Source organism: Psychromonas sp., from assembly GCF_041586535.1.
Lineage (GTDB): Bacteria > Pseudomonadota > Gammaproteobacteria > Enterobacterales > Psychromonadaceae > Psychromonas.
Genome location: NZ_JBFGZY010000064.1, coordinates 1 through 20,843, shown reverse-complemented (window position 1 = coordinate 20,843; position 20,843 = coordinate 1). Strand labels below are relative to the sequence as shown.

15 protein-coding genes and 1 pseudogene are annotated in these 20,843 nt (G+C 40.5%); 13 read left to right on the top strand and 3 right to left on the bottom strand.

All coding sequences use genetic code 11. The annotated features are described in order from the left end of the window. The first annotated feature begins 440 nt into the window (after window positions 1-440). From ABZA00_RS08860 to ABZA00_RS08850, 3 genes and pseudogenes are all read left to right on the top strand, one after another. A pseudogene (locus ABZA00_RS08860) lies at window positions 441-1,106 on the top strand (helix-turn-helix domain-containing protein). Further along, window positions 1,085-2,047 carry an aconitase X gene (locus tag ABZA00_RS08855; RefSeq protein WP_372881797.1) on the top strand — a complete coding sequence of 321 codons (963 nt, stop codon included), beginning with the start codon at window positions 1,085-1,087 and terminating at the stop codon, window positions 2,045-2,047. Before ABZA00_RS08860 ends, ABZA00_RS08855 begins: the two are co-directional and overlap by 22 nt. 36 nt (window positions 2,048-2,083) lie before the next feature. Continuing rightward, window positions 2,084-3,004, top strand: a complete 921-nt coding sequence (locus ABZA00_RS08850) for an ornithine cyclodeaminase family protein (protein WP_372881796.1) — start codon at window positions 2,084-2,086, stop codon at window positions 3,002-3,004. A gap of 136 nt (window positions 3,005-3,140) precedes the next feature. Here the strand turns inward: ABZA00_RS08850 and ABZA00_RS08845 are convergent, their stop codons facing one another. Both ABZA00_RS08845 and rhlB read right to left on the bottom strand, forming a co-directional pair. Further along, window positions 3,141-4,046 carry a guanosine pentaphosphatase gene (locus ABZA00_RS08845; RefSeq protein WP_372881795.1) on the bottom strand — a complete coding sequence of 302 codons (906 nt, stop codon included), beginning with the start codon at window positions 4,044-4,046 and terminating at the stop codon, window positions 3,141-3,143. Window position 4,047: 1 nt separating this feature from the next. Continuing rightward, complete coding sequence (gene rhlB, locus ABZA00_RS08840; protein WP_372881794.1) at window positions 4,048-5,307, bottom strand: ATP-dependent RNA helicase RhlB; 1,260 nt, start codon at window positions 5,305-5,307, stop codon at window positions 4,048-4,050. Window positions 5,308-5,419: 112 nt separating this feature from the next. Between rhlB and trxA the strand changes: the two genes are divergently transcribed. From trxA to polA, 6 genes are all read left to right on the top strand, one after another. Next, on the top strand, window positions 5,420-5,746 hold the full coding sequence (trxA, locus tag ABZA00_RS08835; RefSeq protein WP_372881793.1) for a thioredoxin TrxA: 327 nt from the start codon (window positions 5,420-5,422) through the stop codon (window positions 5,744-5,746). Window positions 5,747-5,898: 152 nt separating this feature from the next. Beyond that, window positions 5,899-7,167 (top strand): transcription termination factor Rho, encoded by a 1,269-nt coding sequence (gene rho / locus ABZA00_RS08830; RefSeq protein WP_372881792.1) that lies wholly within the window; start codon window positions 5,899-5,901, stop codon window positions 7,165-7,167. Window positions 7,168-7,238: 71 nt separating this feature from the next. Continuing rightward, on the top strand, window positions 7,239-8,708 hold the full coding sequence (gene ubiD, locus ABZA00_RS08825) for a 4-hydroxy-3-polyprenylbenzoate decarboxylase (RefSeq protein ID WP_372881791.1): 1,470 nt from the start codon (window positions 7,239-7,241) through the stop codon (window positions 8,706-8,708). 63 nt (window positions 8,709-8,771) lie between these two features. Further along, window positions 8,772-9,467, top strand: coding sequence for an NAD(P)H-flavin reductase (fre, locus tag ABZA00_RS08820; protein ID WP_372881790.1), 696 nt, complete (start codon window positions 8,772-8,774; stop codon window positions 9,465-9,467). A 166-nt stretch (window positions 9,468-9,633) separates the two neighbouring features. Next, window positions 9,634-10,743, top strand: a complete 1,110-nt coding sequence (locus ABZA00_RS08815) for a 1-acyl-sn-glycerol-3-phosphate acyltransferase (RefSeq protein WP_372881789.1) — start codon at window positions 9,634-9,636, stop codon at window positions 10,741-10,743. Between the two features lie 460 nt (window positions 10,744-11,203). Beyond that, window positions 11,204-14,008: a DNA polymerase I gene (polA, locus tag ABZA00_RS08810; RefSeq protein ID WP_372881788.1), complete on the top strand. Its 2,805-nt coding sequence runs from the start codon at window positions 11,204-11,206 to the stop codon at window positions 14,006-14,008. Window positions 14,009-14,549: 541 nt separating this feature from the next. Here polA and ABZA00_RS08805 read toward each other — a convergent pair. Then, on the bottom strand, window positions 14,550-14,978 hold the full coding sequence (locus ABZA00_RS08805; RefSeq protein WP_372881787.1) for a transcriptional repressor: 429 nt from the start codon (window positions 14,976-14,978) through the stop codon (window positions 14,550-14,552). A gap of 169 nt (window positions 14,979-15,147) precedes the next feature. Between ABZA00_RS08805 and ABZA00_RS08800 the strand changes: the two genes are divergently transcribed. The 4 genes from ABZA00_RS08800 (at window position 15,148) to ABZA00_RS08785 (ending at window position 19,798) form a co-directional block, all read left to right on the top strand. Further along, complete coding sequence (locus ABZA00_RS08800) at window positions 15,148-15,900, top strand: metallophosphoesterase (protein WP_372881786.1); 753 nt, start codon at window positions 15,148-15,150, stop codon at window positions 15,898-15,900. A gap of 196 nt (window positions 15,901-16,096) precedes the next feature. Continuing rightward, window positions 16,097-17,434 carry a hypothetical protein gene (locus ABZA00_RS08795; RefSeq protein ID WP_372881785.1) on the top strand — a complete coding sequence of 446 codons (1,338 nt, stop codon included), beginning with the start codon at window positions 16,097-16,099 and terminating at the stop codon, window positions 17,432-17,434. Between the two features lies 1 nt (window position 17,435). Then, window positions 17,436-18,749, top strand: a complete 1,314-nt coding sequence (locus ABZA00_RS08790; protein WP_372881784.1) for a glycosyltransferase — start codon at window positions 17,436-17,438, stop codon at window positions 18,747-18,749. Beyond that, complete coding sequence (locus tag ABZA00_RS08785; RefSeq protein ID WP_372881783.1) at window positions 18,746-19,798, top strand: HlyD family secretion protein; 1,053 nt, start codon at window positions 18,746-18,748, stop codon at window positions 19,796-19,798. The genes ABZA00_RS08790 and ABZA00_RS08785 overlap by 4 nt, the downstream gene beginning before the upstream one ends. Window positions 19,799-20,843: the final 1,045 nt, after the last annotated feature.

Below are 20,843 nucleotides of genomic sequence, written 5' to 3'. Positions count from 1 at the left end.
TTGCCGACAGGCAAGGGGGCTATGACTACTCGAGCATGGGCAATAAAGAGCTGCCACGCAGTGGCATGCAAATCATGTGATAGTCGGGGCGAGTAGTGCGGCAGCACTGGTTTACGAGCGGGCTAAGCTCCGCGTGCCCTGGTTGTTTGCCGACAGGCCAAGGGGCACGAGCGGGTGAGCTCTGCGAACCCTGTTCCATCGCCAAGCGCCTAATACCAATTCCGATAAAGATATGATCTAATAGAGCTCTGATAAGGAGTTATACCAAATCCGATAATTATCTATTCATTTATGCTTGTTACAATGAATGCTAGCTTCGTTATTGATTTTATAATTAGAACAACTAGTTACTGCAATCAATGCCTTGCTTTTATCCATTTTTCCTACGCCTAAATAGACCATCTTAAAATGATCACTTATTTAGTATGATTGGTATTACTATGACGCACGATCTTTCAAAGCTAATTCGTTCAACCTCTGATGCGAGACTTCAGCGGAAATTACTGGCTGTTTCACATTTCACTGATGGTAAAAGTCGTACTGAAATAGCTAAAATTCTCAAAGTAAGGCGACGAAGTGTCAACATATGGATCAAGGCTTACCTCGATTCCGGGTTGGAAGGTTTAAATGCTAAAGCAGCCAGCGGTAGGCCGCCTAAGTTAACTCGGAAGCAATTAGCTCAAGTAAAGTCATACGTTGTAGATAATGCAATTAAGCCTCAAGGTGGACGTTTGCAAGGCAAGGATATACAACGTTATATTGAGGTCACATTTGGCGTTACTTACCAAAAAACAAATATTTATCATCTGCTACATAATACCAATCAGATTAATTATCTATTCATTTTAACAAGCATAAATGAATAGATAATTATCGGATTTGGTATTATTAACTTAACGATTATACATATCCCACCTTACTCTCCAGAATTGAATCCGATAGAACAAGTATGGCAATGGCTTCGTCAATACAAATTAGCGAATAGGTGTTTTGCAAACTATGAGGATATTGTTAACGTGGTGTGCAGTGCTTGGAATAGTTTTTGTGAAGATACAAGCAGAGTAATTTCACTTTGCTTTCGGGAATGGACAAGACTGGAAACTTAATTATCGGAATTGGTATTACTTGTGCACCTTACTTGTTGGACAGTGCTCCTCAGCAAGGAGAGCAGATTGCATGGGCTGAATCCAATGCGGTTATCTTTGCTAATAGTGTTTTGGGGGCACGCACGATGAAATATCCAGATTTTCTTGATGCGTGTATAGTACTGACGGGAAGAGCCCCCTTAGCGGGGGCACATCTTAATCAGCATCGAAAAGCATCGCTCCAGGTTACGCTAACAGATGTACAGCAAATTGATGATCTTTTTTACCCTCTGTTGGGGTACCATGTGGGCAAACTAGCAGGAAACCGTATTCCTGTTATCGTCGGAATAGAGCATCTTAAACCCGATCTCGACAATTTGAAGGCCTTTGGGGCTGCTTTTGCAACGGTTTCAAGTGCACCAATGTTTCATATTGTTGCTGTGACTCCGGATGCCGGAACGCTTGAAGAGACACTCATTCAAAATCAAAAAATTGAAATGATTGAATTCGGGTGTTCTGAATTACATGAAAGTTGGAATGAGTTAAGTAAAGCAAATACATTGGACACAGATCTTGTCTCTTTGGGTAATCCACATTTTTCGTTAAGTGAATTTGAAAAATTATCGGTGTTATGTAAAGGAAAGAAAAAAGCGCCAACTGTTCAGGTGTATATTACAGCTGGTCGCACAGTGGTAGCAAAAGCTAAGGAGGCTGGCTATTTAAAATCGATAGAAGATTTTGGTGCTCAGGTGATCACAGATACCTGTTGGTGCATGATAAAAGATCCGATCATTCCATTTGAAACACAGGTTATTAGCACTAACTCCGCTAAATACGCACACTATGGCCCTGGAATGACAGGGCGTTCATTTAAGCTTTTAAGTTTGAGTAATTGTATTAAGGAGGCGATCACAGGTAAGTCCTCTGCAATACCTCCTAAATGGATAGTCAAAACAGCTTGATATACATAATAATTTACGAAAAGGATTTAAGTTAACATGGTGTTATCTATCAATGCAGAAGATGTAGAGAGTAATTTATCGTGGTTGGCGCTTTGCTCTGCTTTACGCGAAGGTCATAAAGTTTCACGTGCCGATATTGATGATATTTTATTTAAACATGGGGATAATGCTTTACTAAGTCGTGCCGCATGGATCAAAGGCAAAGGAATCGGTATTAAAACAGCGACTATTTTCCCAAACAATGCAAAGCTAGCTGAGGCGATACCCAGTGTTCATTCCATCTTTACACTATTCGATGATGACACCGGGAAGCCTCTTGCCATTATTGACGGTAAGTTAGTAACAAAATGGAAAACGGCTGGAGACTCGGCGCTTGGGGCAAAGTTGTTAGCAAGGCCCGATAGTAAAGTGTTGACGGTTGTAGGTGCAGGAGCCGTCGCTTCATCAATAATTGATTCATACCGAGAGCTATTCCCGCAGTTGGAAAAAGTTCAGGTATGGAACCGAACCTTTGCAAAAGCACAAAAATTGGCGAAAGATAAAGATGCCGTCGCCATTAAAGATCTTCCTGAAGCATTGAGCAACGCGGATATCGTCTCCTCTTCCACTATGTCGACATCTTCATTTATTATGGGGGACTGGATTAAAGAAGGGACCCACGTGGACTTGATCGGTGCCTATCGACCGGATATGCGGGAAGCTGATGATTCGCTTTTGTTAAAGTCTCGTATTTTTGTTGATGCAAGAGAAACGGCAATTCATGATATTGGTGAACTGGCCATTCCTATTAATGAAGGAGTAATCAACGAAGACACCGTTATTGCCGACTTTTACCAATTGTGTAACGGCGTAAAAGGGCGTCGGACAGAGAAAGAAATAACGCTTTTTAAAAATGGCGGCGGTGCCCACCTCGATTTGATGACGGCGCTTTATATTATGGATATGGTTGAGTCATAATTTCTGTGTGTCAAGGCGTGTTGACCTTTCGAGATTATTTTCGCAGTAGCTCTGCAAAGCCTGTCGACAGTGAGTGGGCAAAGCTCTGCTTGTCCTGATTGTTTGCTGGCAGGCTAGTGGCTAAGCGCCGGCAAGGTTACTTTTCAGCAAACAGTATACTGATTAAACCTTCGCGCAGGGCGCCTTTTGAACGTTGCATAGATGCCATGCCTAATGTTTCAAATAAGGCGATAAGTATTGCAAGACCACTTGCAAATACGGGTTTTCTTGAAGGTATTAAACCATCAATATGTAAGTTTTCAATTGTTTCACAATCTATGCACAATGATTTTATCTGATATAAAAGCTGCAAGTTTATTTCAGGACTTAATTTCTGCTTTTGGTTTATTTCTTGTATCGCTTGGATTGTACCAGATGCCCCCATTGCCACGGACCAGCCTTGATCACGGTATTCTGCGGCATAGGGTTCTATTACGCTTTTGGCTGCTTTAATGGCAGTTGTAAAATTTTGTTCATTAAGCTTCTTATCAGGAAAGTATCGTTTTAACCAAGTTACGCAGCCCATATGAAGGCTCTGAGCAATTTTTATCTCATTTTCCTGCCCGATAATTAATTCGGTGCTTGCACCGCCTATATCAATAACTAAAAGAGGAATGTTAATCTTTTCAGTAAAGGCCACACCTTTATAAATTATTTTTGCTTCTTCCAAGCCTGATATAAGGTTAATTGGCAGCTGTAAGATCTCTTCTGCCTGGCTGATAAAAACCTGTTTATTTTCAGCTAAACGCAGAGCAGCAGTGGCGGTAATAAGGGTTTTAACCGGTTGCAGAAGGCTTAGTTTATTTTTGAACTTTGCTAAACAATCCAGGCCTTTCTGTATCGTTTCCTGATTAAGAATGTGCTGTTCATCTAAACCTGCCGCAAGGCGTACTTTTTGCTTGGACTTAGCATAAACGCTAAAACCATTATTGCACTTTTCAACGGTCAGCATGTGAAAGCTATTTGATCCGAGATCAATTATGGTATAGCGGTTTTTAGTCATTCTATCGCTTATGAGTACGGTGGTAATTGTCTTTACGGCTATTGGGGTGTGCTGCTTTGTGTTTGACTATTTTCATTACTGGTAATGAGTCTAATAACGCGTCTTTATCATATTCGCTTACCGGTATAGTATGTTTGATATATTCCTCGATAGCGGGGAGATTAAATACATACTTTTCACAGGCCAAACTGATTGCTAGCCCTTTTTCACCGGCACGTCCGGTACGGCCAATCCGATGCACGTAATCTTCACAATCATCAGGCAGGTCGTAATTGAAAACATGTGATACTTTAGGGATATGTAAACCGCGAGCAGCCACATCCGTTGCAATTAAAATATCGATGTCACCATCAGTGAATTCCTGTAATATTTTTATGCGTTTATTTTGCGGGACATCACCGGTTAGCAAACCTGCACGCAGTCCATCACCTGATAAATAACCCCATACTTTTTCACAAGTATGTTTGGTATTGGCAAAAACAATGGCTTTTTCCGGCCATTCATCTTCTATCAGGGTTAATAAAAGTAACATCTTATCTTCATTGGAAGGATAAAATAGCTCTTCTGTTATATTCGCTGAAGTCATGACATCTGGTTCAATCTGAATATGTTCAGGATCGTTCATATGCTCAAAAGCAAGTTCTTGAACTTTATGCGAGAGAGTCGCTGAAAATAACATGTTTAGACGTGTTTTTGCTTCCGGCATACGTCTGAATAGATAACGGATATCTTTAATAAAGCCGAGATCAAACATACGATCAGCTTCATCGAGAACAACACTTTGCACTGAGCCGAGATCGATTACTCCTTGTTTTACAAAATCGATGGTACGGCCGGTAGTGCCAATTAAAATATCAACGCCTTTTTCCAGCTTGGTATGTTGAATTTCAACTTTTTCGCCCCCATATGCTAGTCCTAAACGTAATTTAGATGTTTTAGCGAGGATCACTGCGTCTTTGTGGATTTGGATTGCAAGCTCACGCGTCGGCGCTAAAATAATAGCCCGAGGTTGATTCTTGCGGCGATTTTCAGGTTCAGCATTGCTTAAAAGGTGATGAAATACCGCGGGTAAAAACGCAAGCGTTTTACCTGTACCTGTCTGAGCTTGCCCTGCAATATCTTTTCCCGTGAGGGTGATCGGCAGAGACAAAGCTTGAATAGGAGTGCAATATTCATAACCTTGTGAGGTTAAACCTGAAATCAGACTTTTCTCAAGAGGAAGGTCTGCAAATTTTGTTTGAGTTAGATGTGTTTTATTCATTTGCAAATCATAGCAGTTTATACTTACAATGAGTATTGTGTTCCATTCAAATATCAAAAATTAATTGATGTAATAGTAATTATTTACTGGTAATTCTTTTCTGGAGAAAAAAATGAGCGATAATATCGTAACTTTAAGTGATGCAAGTTTTGAGGATGATGTGGTTAATGCAGAAGGTCCTGTTTTAGTTGATTTCTGGGCTGAGTGGTGTGGGCCTTGTAAAATGATCGCTCCTATCCTGACCGAAGTTGCGACTGAATATGAAGGTAAAGTTACTATTGGTAAATTAAATATTGACCAAAACAGTGCGACACCACCTAAATTTGGTATTCGTGGTATCCCAACGCTTTTATTATTTAAAGATGGAAAAGTTGCTGCCACTAAGGTTGGCGCGCTTTCTAAAACCCAACTAGTTGAATTTTTGGATGCAAATATCTAAAAAATTGACCACAGATTGAACAAGTTGTGATTTACAACATGTTCAATCTGGACTAACGCCTAATTAAATGCTACCTTTACGCTCAAAATATAAACAAACCATTTACGACTGTCATTCACCTATCACTTCAAACCTGTATACCTAAATAACTTATGAATTTAACAGAATTAAAAGATACACCCGTTTCTAAGCTCGTGACGCTTGGAGAATCAATGGGGCTAGAGAATTTAGCCCGTTTAAGAAAACAAGACATTATTTTTGCGATTCTGAAAGCACACTCCAAAAGTGGCGAAGATATTTTCGGTGCAGGTGTTCTTGAAATATTACAAGATGGTTTTGGCTTTTTAAGAAGCTCCGACAGCTCATATCTTGCAGGCCCTGATGATATTTATATATCTCCCAGCCAGATTCGGCGTTTTAATTTGCGAACCGGTGACAGTGTTGATGGTAAAATCCGGCCTCCCAAAGATGGTGAACGTTATTTTGCGTTATTAAAAATAATTGAAGTCAACTTCAACAAACCAGAAAACTCCCGCAATAAAATTCTTTTTGAAAACTTAACTCCAATCCACCCCGATGAACGTTTCCGTTTAGAAAATGGTAATGGTAGTACGGAAGATATTACCGCACGTATTCTGGATTTAGTTTCACCGATTGGTAAAGGACAGCGCGGATTAATCGTTGCACCGCCCAAAGCCGGTAAAACGATGTTGCTGCAGAATATTGCACAAAGTATCAGCCTTAATTATCCCGATGCGGTATTAATTGTATTACTGATTGATGAGCGTCCGGAAGAAGTTACCGAGATGCGCCGTTTAGTACGCGGTGAAGTGGTGGCATCAACCTTTGATGAGCCGGCCAGCCGTCACGTGCAGGTTGCTGAAATGGTGATTGAAAAAGCGAAACGCCTGGTCGAGCATAAAAAAGACGTGGTTATTTTACTCGATTCAATCACCCGTTTAGCCCGTGCTTATAACACCGTTGTGCCAAGTTCCGGTAAAGTTTTGACTGGTGGTGTGGATGCGAACGCACTGCAGCGTCCTAAGCGTTTCTTTGGTGCTGCGCGTAATGTCGAAGAGGGTGGCAGCCTGACTATTCTTGCTACGGCTCTGATCGATACCGGCTCTAAAATGGATGAAGTTATCTACGAAGAGTTTAAAGGTACAGGTAACTCTGAAATCCATCTTAACCGTAAACTTGCTGAAAAACGTGTTTACCCGGCAATTGATATCACTCGCTCTGGTACTCGCCGTGAAGAACTGCTGACCAAAGCGGATGAACTGCAAAGAATGTGGATCCTGCGTAAGATTGTTCATCCAATGGGTGAAGTCGGCGCAACGGAGTTTATGATTGATAAGCTTGGTTTAAGCAAAACCAATGATGAGTTCTTTGACGCAATGAAAAATCAAAAAGCAAAATAAAGAATTTTCATTTCGCCACAAAAACGCTACCTTAGAGTAGCGTTTTTTTTTCATAACAAATTGGATTCCTTATGAAATTTGATGATTTACGTGACTTTATCGCACAACTCGAAGAGAAAGGGCTGTTAAAACGTATCAGCCAGGAAATCGATCCTAACTTGGAAATGACGGAAATTTCAGATCGTACTCTGCGCGCCGGCGGACCCGCCCTGTTATTTGAGAATCCGAAAGGTTTTGATACCCCCGTATTGACCAATTTATTTGGCACAACTGAGCGTGTTGCATTGGCGATGGGTAAGGATAATGTGGCAGCTTTAAAAGAGGTCGGACAGTGGCTGGCTTATTTGAAAGAGCCCGAGCCGCCCAAAGGTCTGAAATCCTTATGGGAGAAACTGCCGGTATTTAAGCAGGTGTTAAATATGCCGACCAAAAAAGTCCGTTCTCCAGCCTGCCAACAGGTGATCATGCAGGGCGAAGAGGTTGATTTAACCAAGCTACCGGTAATGACCTGCTGGCCCGGGGACGTTGCGCCCTTGATCACCTGGGGCTTAACCATTACTAAAGGCCCCTATAAAAAACGCCAGAATTTGGGCATTTATCGCCAGCAGCTATTGGGGAAAAATAAGATCATTATGCGCTGGTTATCTCATCGCGGTGGAGCCATTGATTTTCGTGAATGGCAGGAAGTGAACCCGGGTAAACCTTTTCCTGTATCGGTTGCCTTAGGAGCGGATCCGGCCACTATTTTAGGTGCGGTTACGCCGATTCCCGATACCCTGTCTGAATATGCCTTTGCCGGTCTATTACGCGGTTCCCGCACTAAAGTTGCCAAAAGCCTGAGCAATGATCTTGATATTCCGGCGACCGCGGAAATTATTTTAGAAGGTTACCTGCAGCCCGGGGAAGAGGCCCCGGAAGGGCCCTATGGCGATCACACCGGTTATTATAATGAAGTGGATGATTTCCAGGTGATGACAGTTACTCATGTAACGCATCGCGAAAATCCGATTTATCATAGCACCTATACCGGGCGCCCGCCTGATGAACCGGCAATTTTAGGTGTTGCACTGAATGAAGTTTTTGTGCCGATTCTGCAAAAGCAGTTTCCGGAAATTGTGGATTTTTATCTGCCGCCGGAAGGTTGTTCCTATCGGATGGCGGTTGTTTCCATCAAAAAACGTTATCCGGGACATGCTAAACGTGTGATGTTGGGGATCTGGTCTTTTTTACGTCAGTTTATGTATACCAAATTTATTATTGTTTGTGATGATGATGTAAATGTGCGCGACTGGAATGATGTGATCTGGGCAATCACAACACGTATGGATCCAAGCCGCGATACCACTCTGGTTGATAACACCCCGATCGATTATTTAGACTTTGCATCGCCGGTTTCAGGTTTAGGTTCGAAAATGGGGATGGATGCAACGAACAAATGGGAAGGGGAGTCGGATCGTGAATGGGGGACGCCAATCATAATGGATAAAAAAGTAAAAGAAAAAATCGATGATCTTTGGCAAGCGTTGAATATCCTGTCATAATCAGAATGTTATTTTTTTGTTACAATCCTGTTTTTCAGTAAACTTATTCTAAAAGAGAAATTAATGCAGCCTGTCACTTGTAATGTTACTTCTATCGAAAAGTTAAATGCTTTCTTATATCGCATATTTTTGCAGCCTATTGAACCTGTTACTTTTAAAGCAGGGCAATATCTTTCAATAGTGATGGGTGAAGGTGATAAACGCCATTTTTCAATAGCTAATGCGCCGACAGGTAATCAAATCGAACTGCATATAGGCGCAACACCTGAAAACAGTTACGCCATGCAGGTTATTGAAAAAATGCAAAGTGAAGGTCAGGTTAATGCTGAAATAGGTAACGGTGTTGCTTATTTACGTGAGCATTCAACCCGTCCGATTATTTTGGTTGCAGGGGGGACGGGGTTTTCTTATGTTAAATCCCTGCTCGAACAAATTGTAAATTTACAATTAGAAAATCAGGTTTATCTGTATTGGGGAGTAAAAGAGTACTCACACTTTTACTTTGAAAATGAGGCTTCTAGCTGGGCAAGAGAGCATAAAAATATTCACTTTCATCCGGTGATTGAGTTGCCCGAAGTCGAGTGGCAGGGGCATCATGGCTATGTTCATCAAGCCGTTTTGGATGAGTTTGCAGATTTAAGCGGTTTTGATATTTATGTCGTCGGGCGATTTGAGATGGCAAAAATAGCCCGTGAGGATTTTGTAAAACAGGGGGCATTAGTTGAGCATATCTATGGAGATGCCTTCGCCTTTCTTTGATTCAGCGGTTTTATTTTTTATCCTGCCAATTGCTGTAGCTTATCCGCTTAAGATACAGCACTTCTATCTGTTTTAAACCTCCTCAGCTTACTTATTGTTTAATTAAACTCGCTGAAGCTTTTAAAAGAGGGTAAAATGCGGCTTCAATTTTACAGAGAGTAAGAGAATGACCAACGCAGTCGATAAATTTAGTGATATCCGCGCTTATAATGATGATGAAATTCAGCCTGCAATTCAACGCGTTATCAAAAATGATGAGTTTATTAATGCGATTATCAGTTTCCGTTTTTCTAAAATCGCCAAATTTGCAGGGTTTATATTAAAACCCTTACTTCGCCGTTATTTTTTATATAAATGGGGCTCTATCAATAGTATTGATGAGATGCAACGGGTTGTTGGCGGTTATATGGAGCATATGATTGCATCTACCACCACCGGCTTCACTTATTCCGGTCTTGATAAACTTGATCCTGAGCAGAATTATCTTTTTGTGTCAAACCACAGAGATATTGCCATGGATCCCGCTTTTGTAAATTGGGCGTTATATTCTGAAAATTTTAAAACCGTACGTATCGCCATTGGTGATAACCTCTTGAGTAAACCTTATGTGTCTGATTTGATGCGTATGAATAAAAGTTTTATCGTACGACGCTCTGTGTCCGGAGTGCGGGAAATGATGAAATCCCTGGCGCATCTGTCTGATTATATTTTTACCTCTTTACAGGATGAAAGTAATATCTGGATTGCGCAAAAAGAGGGGCGGGCAAAAGATGGTTTTGATAAAACTGAGCCGGCCATTATTAAAATGTTTTATGTGAATGGTAAAAAGCAGAAAATTAGCTTTTCCGATTATATTAATACATTGAATATTGTACCTGTCGCGGTTTCTTATGAATTTGACCCCTGTGATCAGCATAAAGCGCAGGAGCTATATGACAAAGCAAAATTCGGCGAGTATAAAAAATCCCAATTCGAAGATATTGAAAGTATTGTAAGGGGCATTACCGGACAAAAAGGGCGGGTTCATGTTGCCTTCGGTCAGCCGTTAAAAGGTGAATTCAGCGACGCCGAGATGGTTGCGCAGGAGATTGATCGTCAGATTTATCGCAATTACCATTTACATCCTTCTAACCTGATTGCGGCAAAAGAAGATTTGCTGTCTATCGCCACTGCAGATAAAGACCGCTTTAAAGCCCGCCTGGACGAGATAAAACCGGAGCTTCAGGAAATAGTATTAAAAATGTATGCGAACCCGGTTAAGAATCACTTAGGCTGATCCCGCAAACCTAAAATGCAGGATGTTAATTTTTTTATGCACATATCGATAAATTCGTTATGTGCATTTTTTTGTTTTGGACGAAATTTAACCTATTGATAATAAATGCTTATATTTTATTCTTCGAGTCGGCTCAAAAGTTTACTAAAAATAACTAACAGAGTTATCCACAGGCCCTTCTCCATGGAAAGTGAATAGGTACTTACATTTTATCCTAGCTATTATCACTTTGAACAAAAAACGACCTGCCGATTGAGCGCTTGTTATGGTGATATTTATTAACAATGAAAACCCGTTCGGCAAGTTGTTTATAATCCAAAATATTACTGATTAGGGCATTAGCAGATCTGCTCTAAATAGATTTTTCATTTCTTATTGCGTTAATGCCGCCTGCACTTCCAAGTCGCTAGGGGATAGGTATAATCACTACCTATTTTTCTCTTACATTGGTAGCAATCAGATGGCGACTATTCCGGAAAATCCTTTCATCCTTGTTGATGGCTCTTCATATCTTTACCGCGCTTTTTATGCTCCGCCACATTTGACCAACTCTGCAGGCGAACCAACGGGCGCCGTTTATGGTGTGGTCAACATGCTGCAGAGTTTATTAAAGCAATTTAATCCCAGCCATATTGTGGTGGTGTTTGATGCGAAGGGGAAAACCTTTCGTGATGACCTTTTTACCGAATACAAATCTAACCGCCCGAGTATGCCGGATGATCTGCGCAGTCAAATAGCTCCTTTACACGAAGTTATTGAAGCGATGGGCTTACCTATTTTAACCGTTCCCGGTGTTGAAGCCGATGACGTTATCGGCACGCTGTCCCGCCAGGCAAGTGAACAGGGGATCACCACATTGATTAGTACCGGTGATAAGGATATGGCGCAGTTAGTCGATGCGAATACTTTATTAATCAATACCATGACCGGGACTGTGCTTGATGTGCCGGGGGTAAATGAAAAATTTGGTATTCCTCCTGAGCTGATTATCGATTATCTCGGCCTGATGGGCGATAAGGTCGATAATATTCCCGGTGTACCCGGGGTTGGCGAAAAAACTGCGCTGGCTATGCTGCAGGGCCTGGGGTCGATGGACAACATTTACCAGAATCTGGAAAAACTGGCAGCACTTGGTTTCCGCGGCAGTAAAAGCATGGCCAAAAAAATGGTTGAACATGAGCAGATGGCGCGTCTTTCCTATCAACTCGCCACCATTAAAACCGATGTGGAATTATCGCAAAGTTATGATGACTTTAAACCTAAAGCTCAGGATACCGACGCATTAATTAAACTGTTCGGCAAATTAGAGTTTAGACGCTGGTTATCCGCTTTATTGGATAACGGCAGTATGGTTAACAATCAATCTTCCGTTGCCAGCAGTGCAGGCAATGAATCCTCTGATACGCCGATGGTGCAGGCAGGCATTGACCGCAGTGGTTATAAAACCATTTATACGCAGGGGCAATTAACCCAGTGGATAAGCAAATTAGAACAAGCCGAGTTATTCGCTTTTGATACTGAAACAACCAGCCTGGATTATATGCAGGCGAGCATAGTCGGGCTTTCTTTTGCTGTGCAGACAAATCCCGGCAGTAAAGAAGATGCTATTATTGAGGCTGCCTATTTACCGCTTGCCCATGATTATATTGATGCACCTAAGCAGTTAGCATTAACCGACACTCTGGAAAAATTAAAACCATTATTGGAAAGCGAATCGGCCAAAAAAGTCGGGCAAAATTTAAAATATGACCGCAGTGTACTGCTCAATCATGGTATTGAGTTGAAGGGGATTCAGTTCGATACTATGCTCGAATCTTATGTACTCGACAGTACCGGGCGACATGACATGGATACGCTAGCGCTTAAATACCTTGGTCATAAATGCATTGCATTTGAAGAGATTGCCGGTAAAGGCAAAAATCAACTGACCTTTAATCAAATCAGCATCAAAGAGGCAGCGCCCTATGCAGCTGAAGATGCAGATGTCACTTTGCGCCTGCACCTACATCTGTTTGAGCAATTATCAGCAGAACCAGTTTTATTGTCGGTGTTTAATCATATTGAGTTACCTTTATTAACGGTTCTTTCCAATATCGAGCGCGGCGGGGTTGCCATTGACAGTCAGCTATTGGATAAACAAAGCACGGAAATTGCCCAGCGGTTATTAGAAATTGAGACATTAGCCTATCAGGAAGCAGGTAAACCCTTTAACTTGGGGTCACCAAAACAGCTGCAGGCGATTCTTTATGATGAACTTAATTTACCGGTATTAAAGAAAACGCCGAAGGGCGCGCCATCAACGGCAGAAGAGGTATTACAAGAGTTGGCTCTCAGCTATCCGTTGCCGAAATTAATTATTGAGCATCGTGGTTTAAGTAAATTAAAATCCACCTATACGGATAAACTCCCTAAAATGGTCAATGAAAAAACCGGACGGGTGCATACTTCATATCATCAGGCGGTTACCGTTACCGGTCGGTTATCTTCAAGCGATCCAAACCTGCAAAATATCCCCATTCGCAGCGCGGAAGGGCGCCGTATCCGTCAGGCTTTTATCGCCCAGCCGGGTTACAAAATTGTGGCGGCGGATTACAGCCAGATTGAACTGCGTATTATGGCGCATCTTTCCCAGGACAGTGGTCTGTTAGACGCCTTTTCCAGCGGCAAAGATATCCACAAAGCGACTGCTTCTGAAGTTTTTGCTGTGCCTCTGGATGAAGTCACTGTTGATCAAAGACGCAGTGCGAAAGCGATTAACTTTGGACTGATTTACGGTATGAGCGCATTCGGTCTGGCAAAACAGTTAAATATTGGCCGTCAGGAAGCGCAGTTATACATGGATAAATATTTTAAGCGTTACCCCGGCGTACTAACCTATATGGAAGATACACGGGCATTAGCCAACGAAAAAGGCTATGTGGAAACGATTTTAGGACGTCGTTTGCAGCTGCCTAATATTAAATCCCGTAATGGCATGCTTAAAAAAGCGGCTGAACGTGCCGCGATCAATGCGCCTATGCAGGGTACTGCCGCAGATATCATTAAAAAAGCGATGATCGATATGGCTGCATGGATAGAAGGGCGGCCGGAAGGCAGTGTGCAGATGTTAATGCAGGTGCACGATGAATTAGTGTTCAGTATTAAAGAGGAGTTTGTTGAGTCTTATACCAAGGAGATTCAAGCCATTATGGCAAAAGCTGCTGACCTGGATGTCCCTTTAATCGCCGATGCAGGTGTCGGTGATAATTGGGATGAGGCTCATTAATGAAAATTTATTTAGGTTATGCGGAACTTTTTTAAATTACTGCTGACAAATATTTTGAAAATAGTTTTCCATCCTTAGTTTTATATCTCCACTCCTTACAATAGATATTTTTTGTAAGGAGTTTTTTTTGCTCCGAAATTTTTTCTTGTTGAACCTTGATAGCAAATATTAATACCAATTCCGTTAATTAGATGATCTATTTAGGCGTAGGAAAAATGGATGAAAGCAAGGCATTGATTGCGGTAACTAGTTGTTCTAATTACAAAATCAATAACAAAGACTAAAACGTAGTTTTATGTCTAGCTAGCATTCATTTTAACAAGCATAAATGAATAGATAATTATCGGATTTGGTATAAATGCAATTAATCAAAAATTTTATGAACTTAATTTAATTGCTGTGTACTAATACTGTGAATTAGTTAAATTCATAGTTATTTCCTTAGTTTTCCCTCTTTACGGTTTTGGTAAAGAGGGTTTTTTTTATCTTAAATTAAGTAGTGTAGATCAACCCGCTATGTTCTCTGCTTGTAAATTCAAGGTTACTGACAGTTGTAACAAATCCCGTGCGCTTCTAATACCTTGTTGGTGATTTGAAAATGTGCTTGTTTCGCTTGTTGGGAAAAAGCGGCATCTATAACAGGATCGCTCAGTTCAATGACTTTCTTACACTTATCACAAATCAACAACTGCATGGGATGCTCGCACCCAAAATGAGCGCACATCAGGTAAGCATTTAACGACTCAATTCGATGAATAAAATGATGCTCCAAGAGAAAATCTAACGCCCGGTAGATAGTAGGTGGTTTAGCATTGGCATCGTGCTGCTGTAATTGCTCAAGCAGCTCATAGGCACTTACCGCCCCGTCCTGCTCCACCATTAGTTGAAAGACACGCTGGCGTATTGCTGTAAAGCGAATCCGTTTCTGCTTACAGATATCGGTGGCGCGTTGTAAAAGAGTTTCTTGCATAAAGATGCTCGCGATGCTCAGGATTATTTGGACAATACCATATCTTAACATAGTCAGTTATATTTCCGTGCCGATTAGCAAACGCGGCCGTCATTGAATTTATCCGCTTAAGTTTTGACTAAAGTAATAAGGGGTAACCTGTGTAGGCTGGTGATGTCGAGGGGGGATAATGATTAATTATAGTTTGCCGGTTCATTGCTATTATTCTTTAAACCAAGATGGACGGGATTTTTTTGTCGGTGATATCCATGGGAAGTTCGCATTGTTTAAACGGGCACTGGATCAGATCAACTTTGATTTCACCGTTGATAGACTATTTTCTGTCGGGGATCTGATTGACCGCGGGGAAGCATCTTTTAAGTGCCTTTTACTGGCAAAAAAGAGCTGGTTTATACCTGCTATCGGCAACCATGAGCAATTTTTACTCGATACTGCCAACAATGATCTCACCATGAAAATGAACTGGTATTTTAACGGCGGCAGCTGGTGGGATGCATTGTATGAAGAAGAAAAGCAACTGGCACAGGAAATTGTTGAGAGCTGCTACTGTCTGACGTTGGGGGTTACCACATTGGCGGGAGAAGTGGGGGTGATCCATGCCCAATACCCCTTTAATCAATGGCCTGCCAGTAAAGAGGATTTAGACCCGGACAGCTATTATGAGTTAATTTGGGGACGGGATTATATTAACGATGATAATGAACATCTTGTTGAAGGCATTGATTTTATTGTTTCCGGGCACACTCCCTTGAATAAGCCGCGATTAAAGTATCGACAATTATTTATTGATACCGGCTGCGGCCATCAGCCTGGCGGTTTTATCGCCGATCCTCACCTGACAATTTGCGAATTTAAAAAACACCGTATTGAACTCTATGCAATATCTGAAACAGGCTTTGAATTGTCAAGTATCGACATTTAACATTTGCAGCCATTGGCTGCTCTTTCATTTCTCTTTTATAGAACAGAAAGTAACAACGTTATTAAAGGGATAAAGAATAAATTTTTTTGGCTTCTATTTTCCCCGAGTAGAAAGCATATTATCGAATGTGGCTATCGATGCGCGAACAAGCTAAACAGTATGAATGAATTATTAAGATCGAAAGGTAACAATGAATATGGATTCAGAAAAATTAACAATATACGTATTTTCCGAAAATGCAAAAATGGCGGAAAAATTACTTTCTGAGTATCAAGTTGTAATACTAAATCTTGAGTCTGAATTATTAATTGAAAAAAGTATCACCTGTTATATTGATTTAGATACGCAACAGCAAGATCAACTGTTAAGCAGAATACATCAATCCGAGCATGGTTGGACTTGGACTGTTTACGTTAAGAGCCACAGTGAATTAAGTGAGTACCTTTGTGATGGTTTGCTTTCCCAACAAAAAATATCAAACACCGCCGCTAAATTATCTCTATTATCAAAAACTCCTGCCGACAAGTTGCTGGCCTATTTGTGGCTGAATGAAAATAGAAAGCTGAAGCCTAAACGCGATCGTTATAGCGATAGTATATACAGTTACCCGTTATTAAATCTCTATCACCATGCCCAGAAAACCCCATTTATCTATCTGGCAAAACAGTTAGAGTCGAATAACTTTGCGGAAAGTAAATTTGTTGATCGAGTTCGCTATTGCCGCCAGTGTAATAGTGGTCACCTGAATTATATTGAAACCTGCCCATCCTGCTTTAGCCCAAATATAAAAGAACAGCTTTCTTTACACTGTTTTACCTGCGGTCATGTGGCAGATAAGAAAAAGTTTATTCACCAAAGTGGGTTAACCTGTCCGAACTGTTTGACACATTTAAAACATATTGGTGTTGATTATGACAGACCCCTTGAAATGTTTGTCTGCTTGGATTGTAACCATGACTTTATTGAAGCTAAAACCAAAGCATCCTGTTTAAGCTGCGATCATTTAAGTGATATTTCTGAATTGATTATGCGAAATTTATTAGAGTATAAGAAAGGGGAAAATGCGCATTTTTTATTGGTGCATGGTGGTAACAGTCATATTTCGCACATATCGTTAAGTGGCAACGTTGATAAACCCATATTCCAGGCCATGCTTTCCTGGCGCAATCAATTATCAATCCGGCATAAGCAGGAAGATTTGTTAATTGCTTTGAAGTTTAAAAATATTGCCCCATTTTTAAATGCGTATGGTGAAATCGCTTTAATTGAGCTGATCAATCAACTTAGTGAAAACTTGGATCTTATCTTCAGAGATTCTGATATCAGCTGTCAATATAGTGATGATAGTGTTCTGATTTTATTGCCTATGACAGGAAAAGCATCTTTACCTGTTTTGCAGAAAAGACTAACGGATACTATCGAGAAAATTGAATACGAACACATTTATTTGCAAATAAAGGTTTGGTCACTTCCTGACCCTTCATTACCTGAAGATAATGCCCAATGGCTGGCAGAAAAAATGAGTGTTTTTTAGCATGAGTGAAATATATTACCTGTTTCTTAACTTATTTGGTTTGATCAGTGCCGACGTCCGCGCTATTTTTCTCTTTTTACCGCTATTTCTTATGTTTGAAGTACCGTTAATTATTTTAACGGTTATTGGGATCCTGAAATGGTATTGGTCTAATCAACCTACCGAGCTTGAACACCTTCCCTCTATCAGTTTTATTATCACCTGCTATTCCGAAGGGCCTTCAATTCTGCAAACAATTGATACCTTAGTTGAACAAGTCTATTCAGCTGAAATCGAAATCTTAGTGGTTATTGACGGAGCAGTTCAAAATAAAGAGACCTACGCAGCGGCAATGCAGGCTTATCATTTGTACCGCAACACGCCTTTTAGAACCGTTAGGGTAATACCCAAATGGCAAAGGGGGGGACGAGTCTCGACATTGAATGCCGGTTTGTCAAAAGCTAATAATGAAATTGTTATCAATGTTGATGGTGATACCTCTTTTGATAATGATGTTGCCTGGAATATGGCTAAACGATTTGCCAACAGCGATGTATTGGCCAGCGGCGGTGCTTTACGGGTTAGAAATTGGGATACGAACCTAATAACGCGTATGCAGTCTCTGGAATATATGATGTCGATGCAGGCGGGTAAAACGGGTACCAGTGAACTCGGCTTGTTAAATAATATTTCTGGTGCCTTTGGCGCCTTCCGTAAAACTATTTTAAAAAGAGTAGGTGGGTGGGATACACATACAGCTGAAGATTTAGATTTAACGATGAGGTTAAAGCAGTATAAACGCCGCTATCCTCATATGAAATTGGCCTTTACTCCACATGCGGTCGGGCATACCGATGTGCCGGATACCCTGAAAGGTTATATTTCGCAGCGTTTGCGCTGGGATGGAGACCTGTTTTTTTTATATTTACGTAAGCATATAAAGGGATTAAACCCATCCTTGTTGGGGTGGCCGACTTTTATTTACACTTTTGTATATGGCGTATTACAAAATGTGCTAATACCTTTGCTGGTTGTACTATTCACCATTTATCTGTTTGTTGTGTACCCGTTAAAAGTTGCAGTCGTTGTTATACTGCTTTTATATTGTTTATATTTTACAGTGGTGGTTATCAAGTTTTTAATCTACTTGCTACTTGTTTCGGAAAGAAAAAATGCGGATTTAAGAATGCTGTTGTGGTTATTTATATACCCTTTTTATGCTTTTCTTAGCCGGATTGTGACTGCGTTTGCTGTTAGTAATGAAGTGTTACGGCGTTCACATGAGGAATCTAACATGGCTCCCTGGTGGGTGATTAAAAAAGGTAAAAAATTTTGAAAATTGAATTTTTATTAGATAAACAAAAAAAGCCGCACAGCGAAAAAGGGATGAAGGTTATATATGGAGGTACAAAAAGAACAGGCTATCGAATCCGCTGGTTTTTACTGGTTATGGCAATTATAAGTCCACTCATTTTTGCTGCCTATTACTTTATGCGTTCATCTATATTGGTGATTGCACCTGCAATTATTACCTATAACCCGGTGGGCATAGACGCTCCCCATGAGGGAATGCTTGTTTCTATTTACCCGCAAGAAGGTGATGAGATTGATAAGGGAGCTCCTTTATTTAAATTGGAAGACAATATCTTAAATGCCGAAATTGCTTTTTTACAAAAACAACTTGATAAACTTAAACAGTTTGATGAGCAGCGCAGACAAACTAATTTGAATTATTATCTTAATGCAATTACAAATGCACAGCTGCATCAGAAAAAGATGCAGGAAATTAAGCTTAAATTTGATGACTATGTAAAAAAAGGTAATATTTCCACAGTGGATTATGCCGCTATTTTAGCAAGTTATACCCAAGCGAATAAAAATGTATTAGATGCAAATATTAGCTATGAACAAGCTCAACTTACTCTCGAAAATCAGAAAATAGTAGGCGAAGTCGCCACTGCTATACGGGACATTGAAAAAGCGCTCAGTAATAAAAATAGCCTAAGGGAAAGCTTATCAGTCAATACCCCTTTTGATGCTAAGGTAATTGAAATTCAAAAACTTAAAGGTCATAACTTGAGGGCGGGAGATGATGTATTGCTCATTTCTGCCAAAGGAGCATCGCCACAAATTACTGCTTATTTGGATTCCAAATATGTCTCTATAGCGCAAGTAGGACAAGTTGCGAAAATTAAATTTGCAAGTGGTATGAAGCAAACCGCGACGGTGACAAAACCCACTCAGCTGACATCTGAAATACCGTCATCTTTATCTAAGCCTTTTGAGACACGAACCGCCTTAATGAAAGTGACTTTAAGTTTTAAGGATGATTTTAAAGATGAAACTAACATACTTGAGGGTATGCCCGTTGAAGTTATATTTTGATCGTATGTGTTTATTTTTGTGTTGATTTCCCCGGGTGACTGAGCTGGCTTTAAGTTGTGACAATCACGCTTATTGCATCCGGGGACTCGTCTCCTGTTAATGTCAGGCAGCTCGGCCGGGGCTATGCCAAAGGCTTTGGCGATTGCTCAAAGCTAATGTATTTGATCCGTTTTACAGAGCTTTTTATCAATAATGACAGCTGTCATGTTATATTCCATTCTATAAAATTCAAATTTGTCATGCAGTCCGGCAACGGCTCCTCATGAGATCTTTGATAGCGCATCCAAAAGAACGCAGAAATCACAAATAACCTGCTGTATAAAACTGTTTAAATAATAAGATATTGATTAATATGAATAAAGTACAACACTATCCGTCCAACCGCTTTTCCATTGCACCGATGCTCGATTGGACGGATTGGTGATTTAAATGATTATATATCAATGCACTAGGTTTTTGTTGGTGTCTCATGGAGACTCATCAGGGACACTTTGGGCATTTGCAGACGAATAAATCGTAGATAAATTATGTTGTTTTATATCTAAATCTACTCCAATAAAACGGTTCAGATAGTGGGGCTATAAGCCCAATTAATGCTGATACGACATTTATCAATTTTGTCCTTGAGGACGGATCAGAATCACTGGTTGTTTCTGCAACAGGTGTGGTTGATTTAATAAATGTTGCAGAATTGCAAACTTCTAATCTTGAACATTGAAGAGCGATATTGAATTTAATTTGAATAGTTTTTATGTATTTTCATTCTATTTCTCCGGTTTAAGTTCATTAGATATCTTAACTGTGGAGGGGAAGGGGGATTCAGTTAACCACGTCACTAGCATTCATTTTAACCAGCATTAATGAGTAGATAATTATTGGAATTGGTATAAACCATATATATCACTAACCCCCTGTGTCAGACTAGTTGTCACCCTTTAGTTTTCACTTAATAATAAAAACAGGGAGCGGTAATTTAGGTTGGAATGACTCGATATTCACCAGAAAGAAAAGAAGCTGTTTTACGTAAAGTGTTACCACCTCAATC

Coding starts and splice junctions, on each gene's coding strand:
- ABZA00_RS08795 (WP_372881785.1), top strand. CDS start 16,097: ATGGATTCAGAAAAATTAACAATATACGTATTTTCCGAAAATGCAAAA.
- ubiD (WP_372881791.1), top strand. CDS start 7,239: ATGAAATTTGATGATTTACGTGACTTTATCGCACAACTCGAAGAGAAA.
- ABZA00_RS08805 (WP_372881787.1), bottom strand. CDS start 14,978: ATGCAAGAAACTCTTTTACAACGCGCCACCGATATCTGTAAGCAGAAA.
- ABZA00_RS08850 (WP_372881796.1), top strand. CDS start 2,084: ATGGTGTTATCTATCAATGCAGAAGATGTAGAGAGTAATTTATCGTGG.
- ABZA00_RS08855 (WP_372881797.1), top strand. CDS start 1,085: ATGGACAAGACTGGAAACTTAATTATCGGAATTGGTATTACTTGTGCA.
- ABZA00_RS08845 (WP_372881795.1), bottom strand. CDS start 4,046: ATGACTAAAAACCGCTATACCATAATTGATCTCGGATCAAATAGCTTT.
- trxA (WP_372881793.1), top strand. CDS start 5,420: ATGAGCGATAATATCGTAACTTTAAGTGATGCAAGTTTTGAGGATGAT.
- ABZA00_RS08790 (WP_372881784.1), top strand. CDS start 17,436: ATGAGTGAAATATATTACCTGTTTCTTAACTTATTTGGTTTGATCAGT.
- fre (WP_372881790.1), top strand. CDS start 8,772: ATGCAGCCTGTCACTTGTAATGTTACTTCTATCGAAAAGTTAAATGCT.
- polA (WP_372881788.1), top strand. CDS start 11,204: ATGGCGACTATTCCGGAAAATCCTTTCATCCTTGTTGATGGCTCTTCA.
- ABZA00_RS08815 (WP_372881789.1), top strand. CDS start 9,634: ATGACCAACGCAGTCGATAAATTTAGTGATATCCGCGCTTATAATGAT.
- rho (WP_372881792.1), top strand. CDS start 5,899: ATGAATTTAACAGAATTAAAAGATACACCCGTTTCTAAGCTCGTGACG.
- rhlB (WP_372881794.1), bottom strand. CDS start 5,307: ATGAATAAAACACATCTAACTCAAACAAAATTTGCAGACCTTCCTCTT.
- ABZA00_RS08800 (WP_372881786.1), top strand. CDS start 15,148: ATGATTAATTATAGTTTGCCGGTTCATTGCTATTATTCTTTAAACCAA.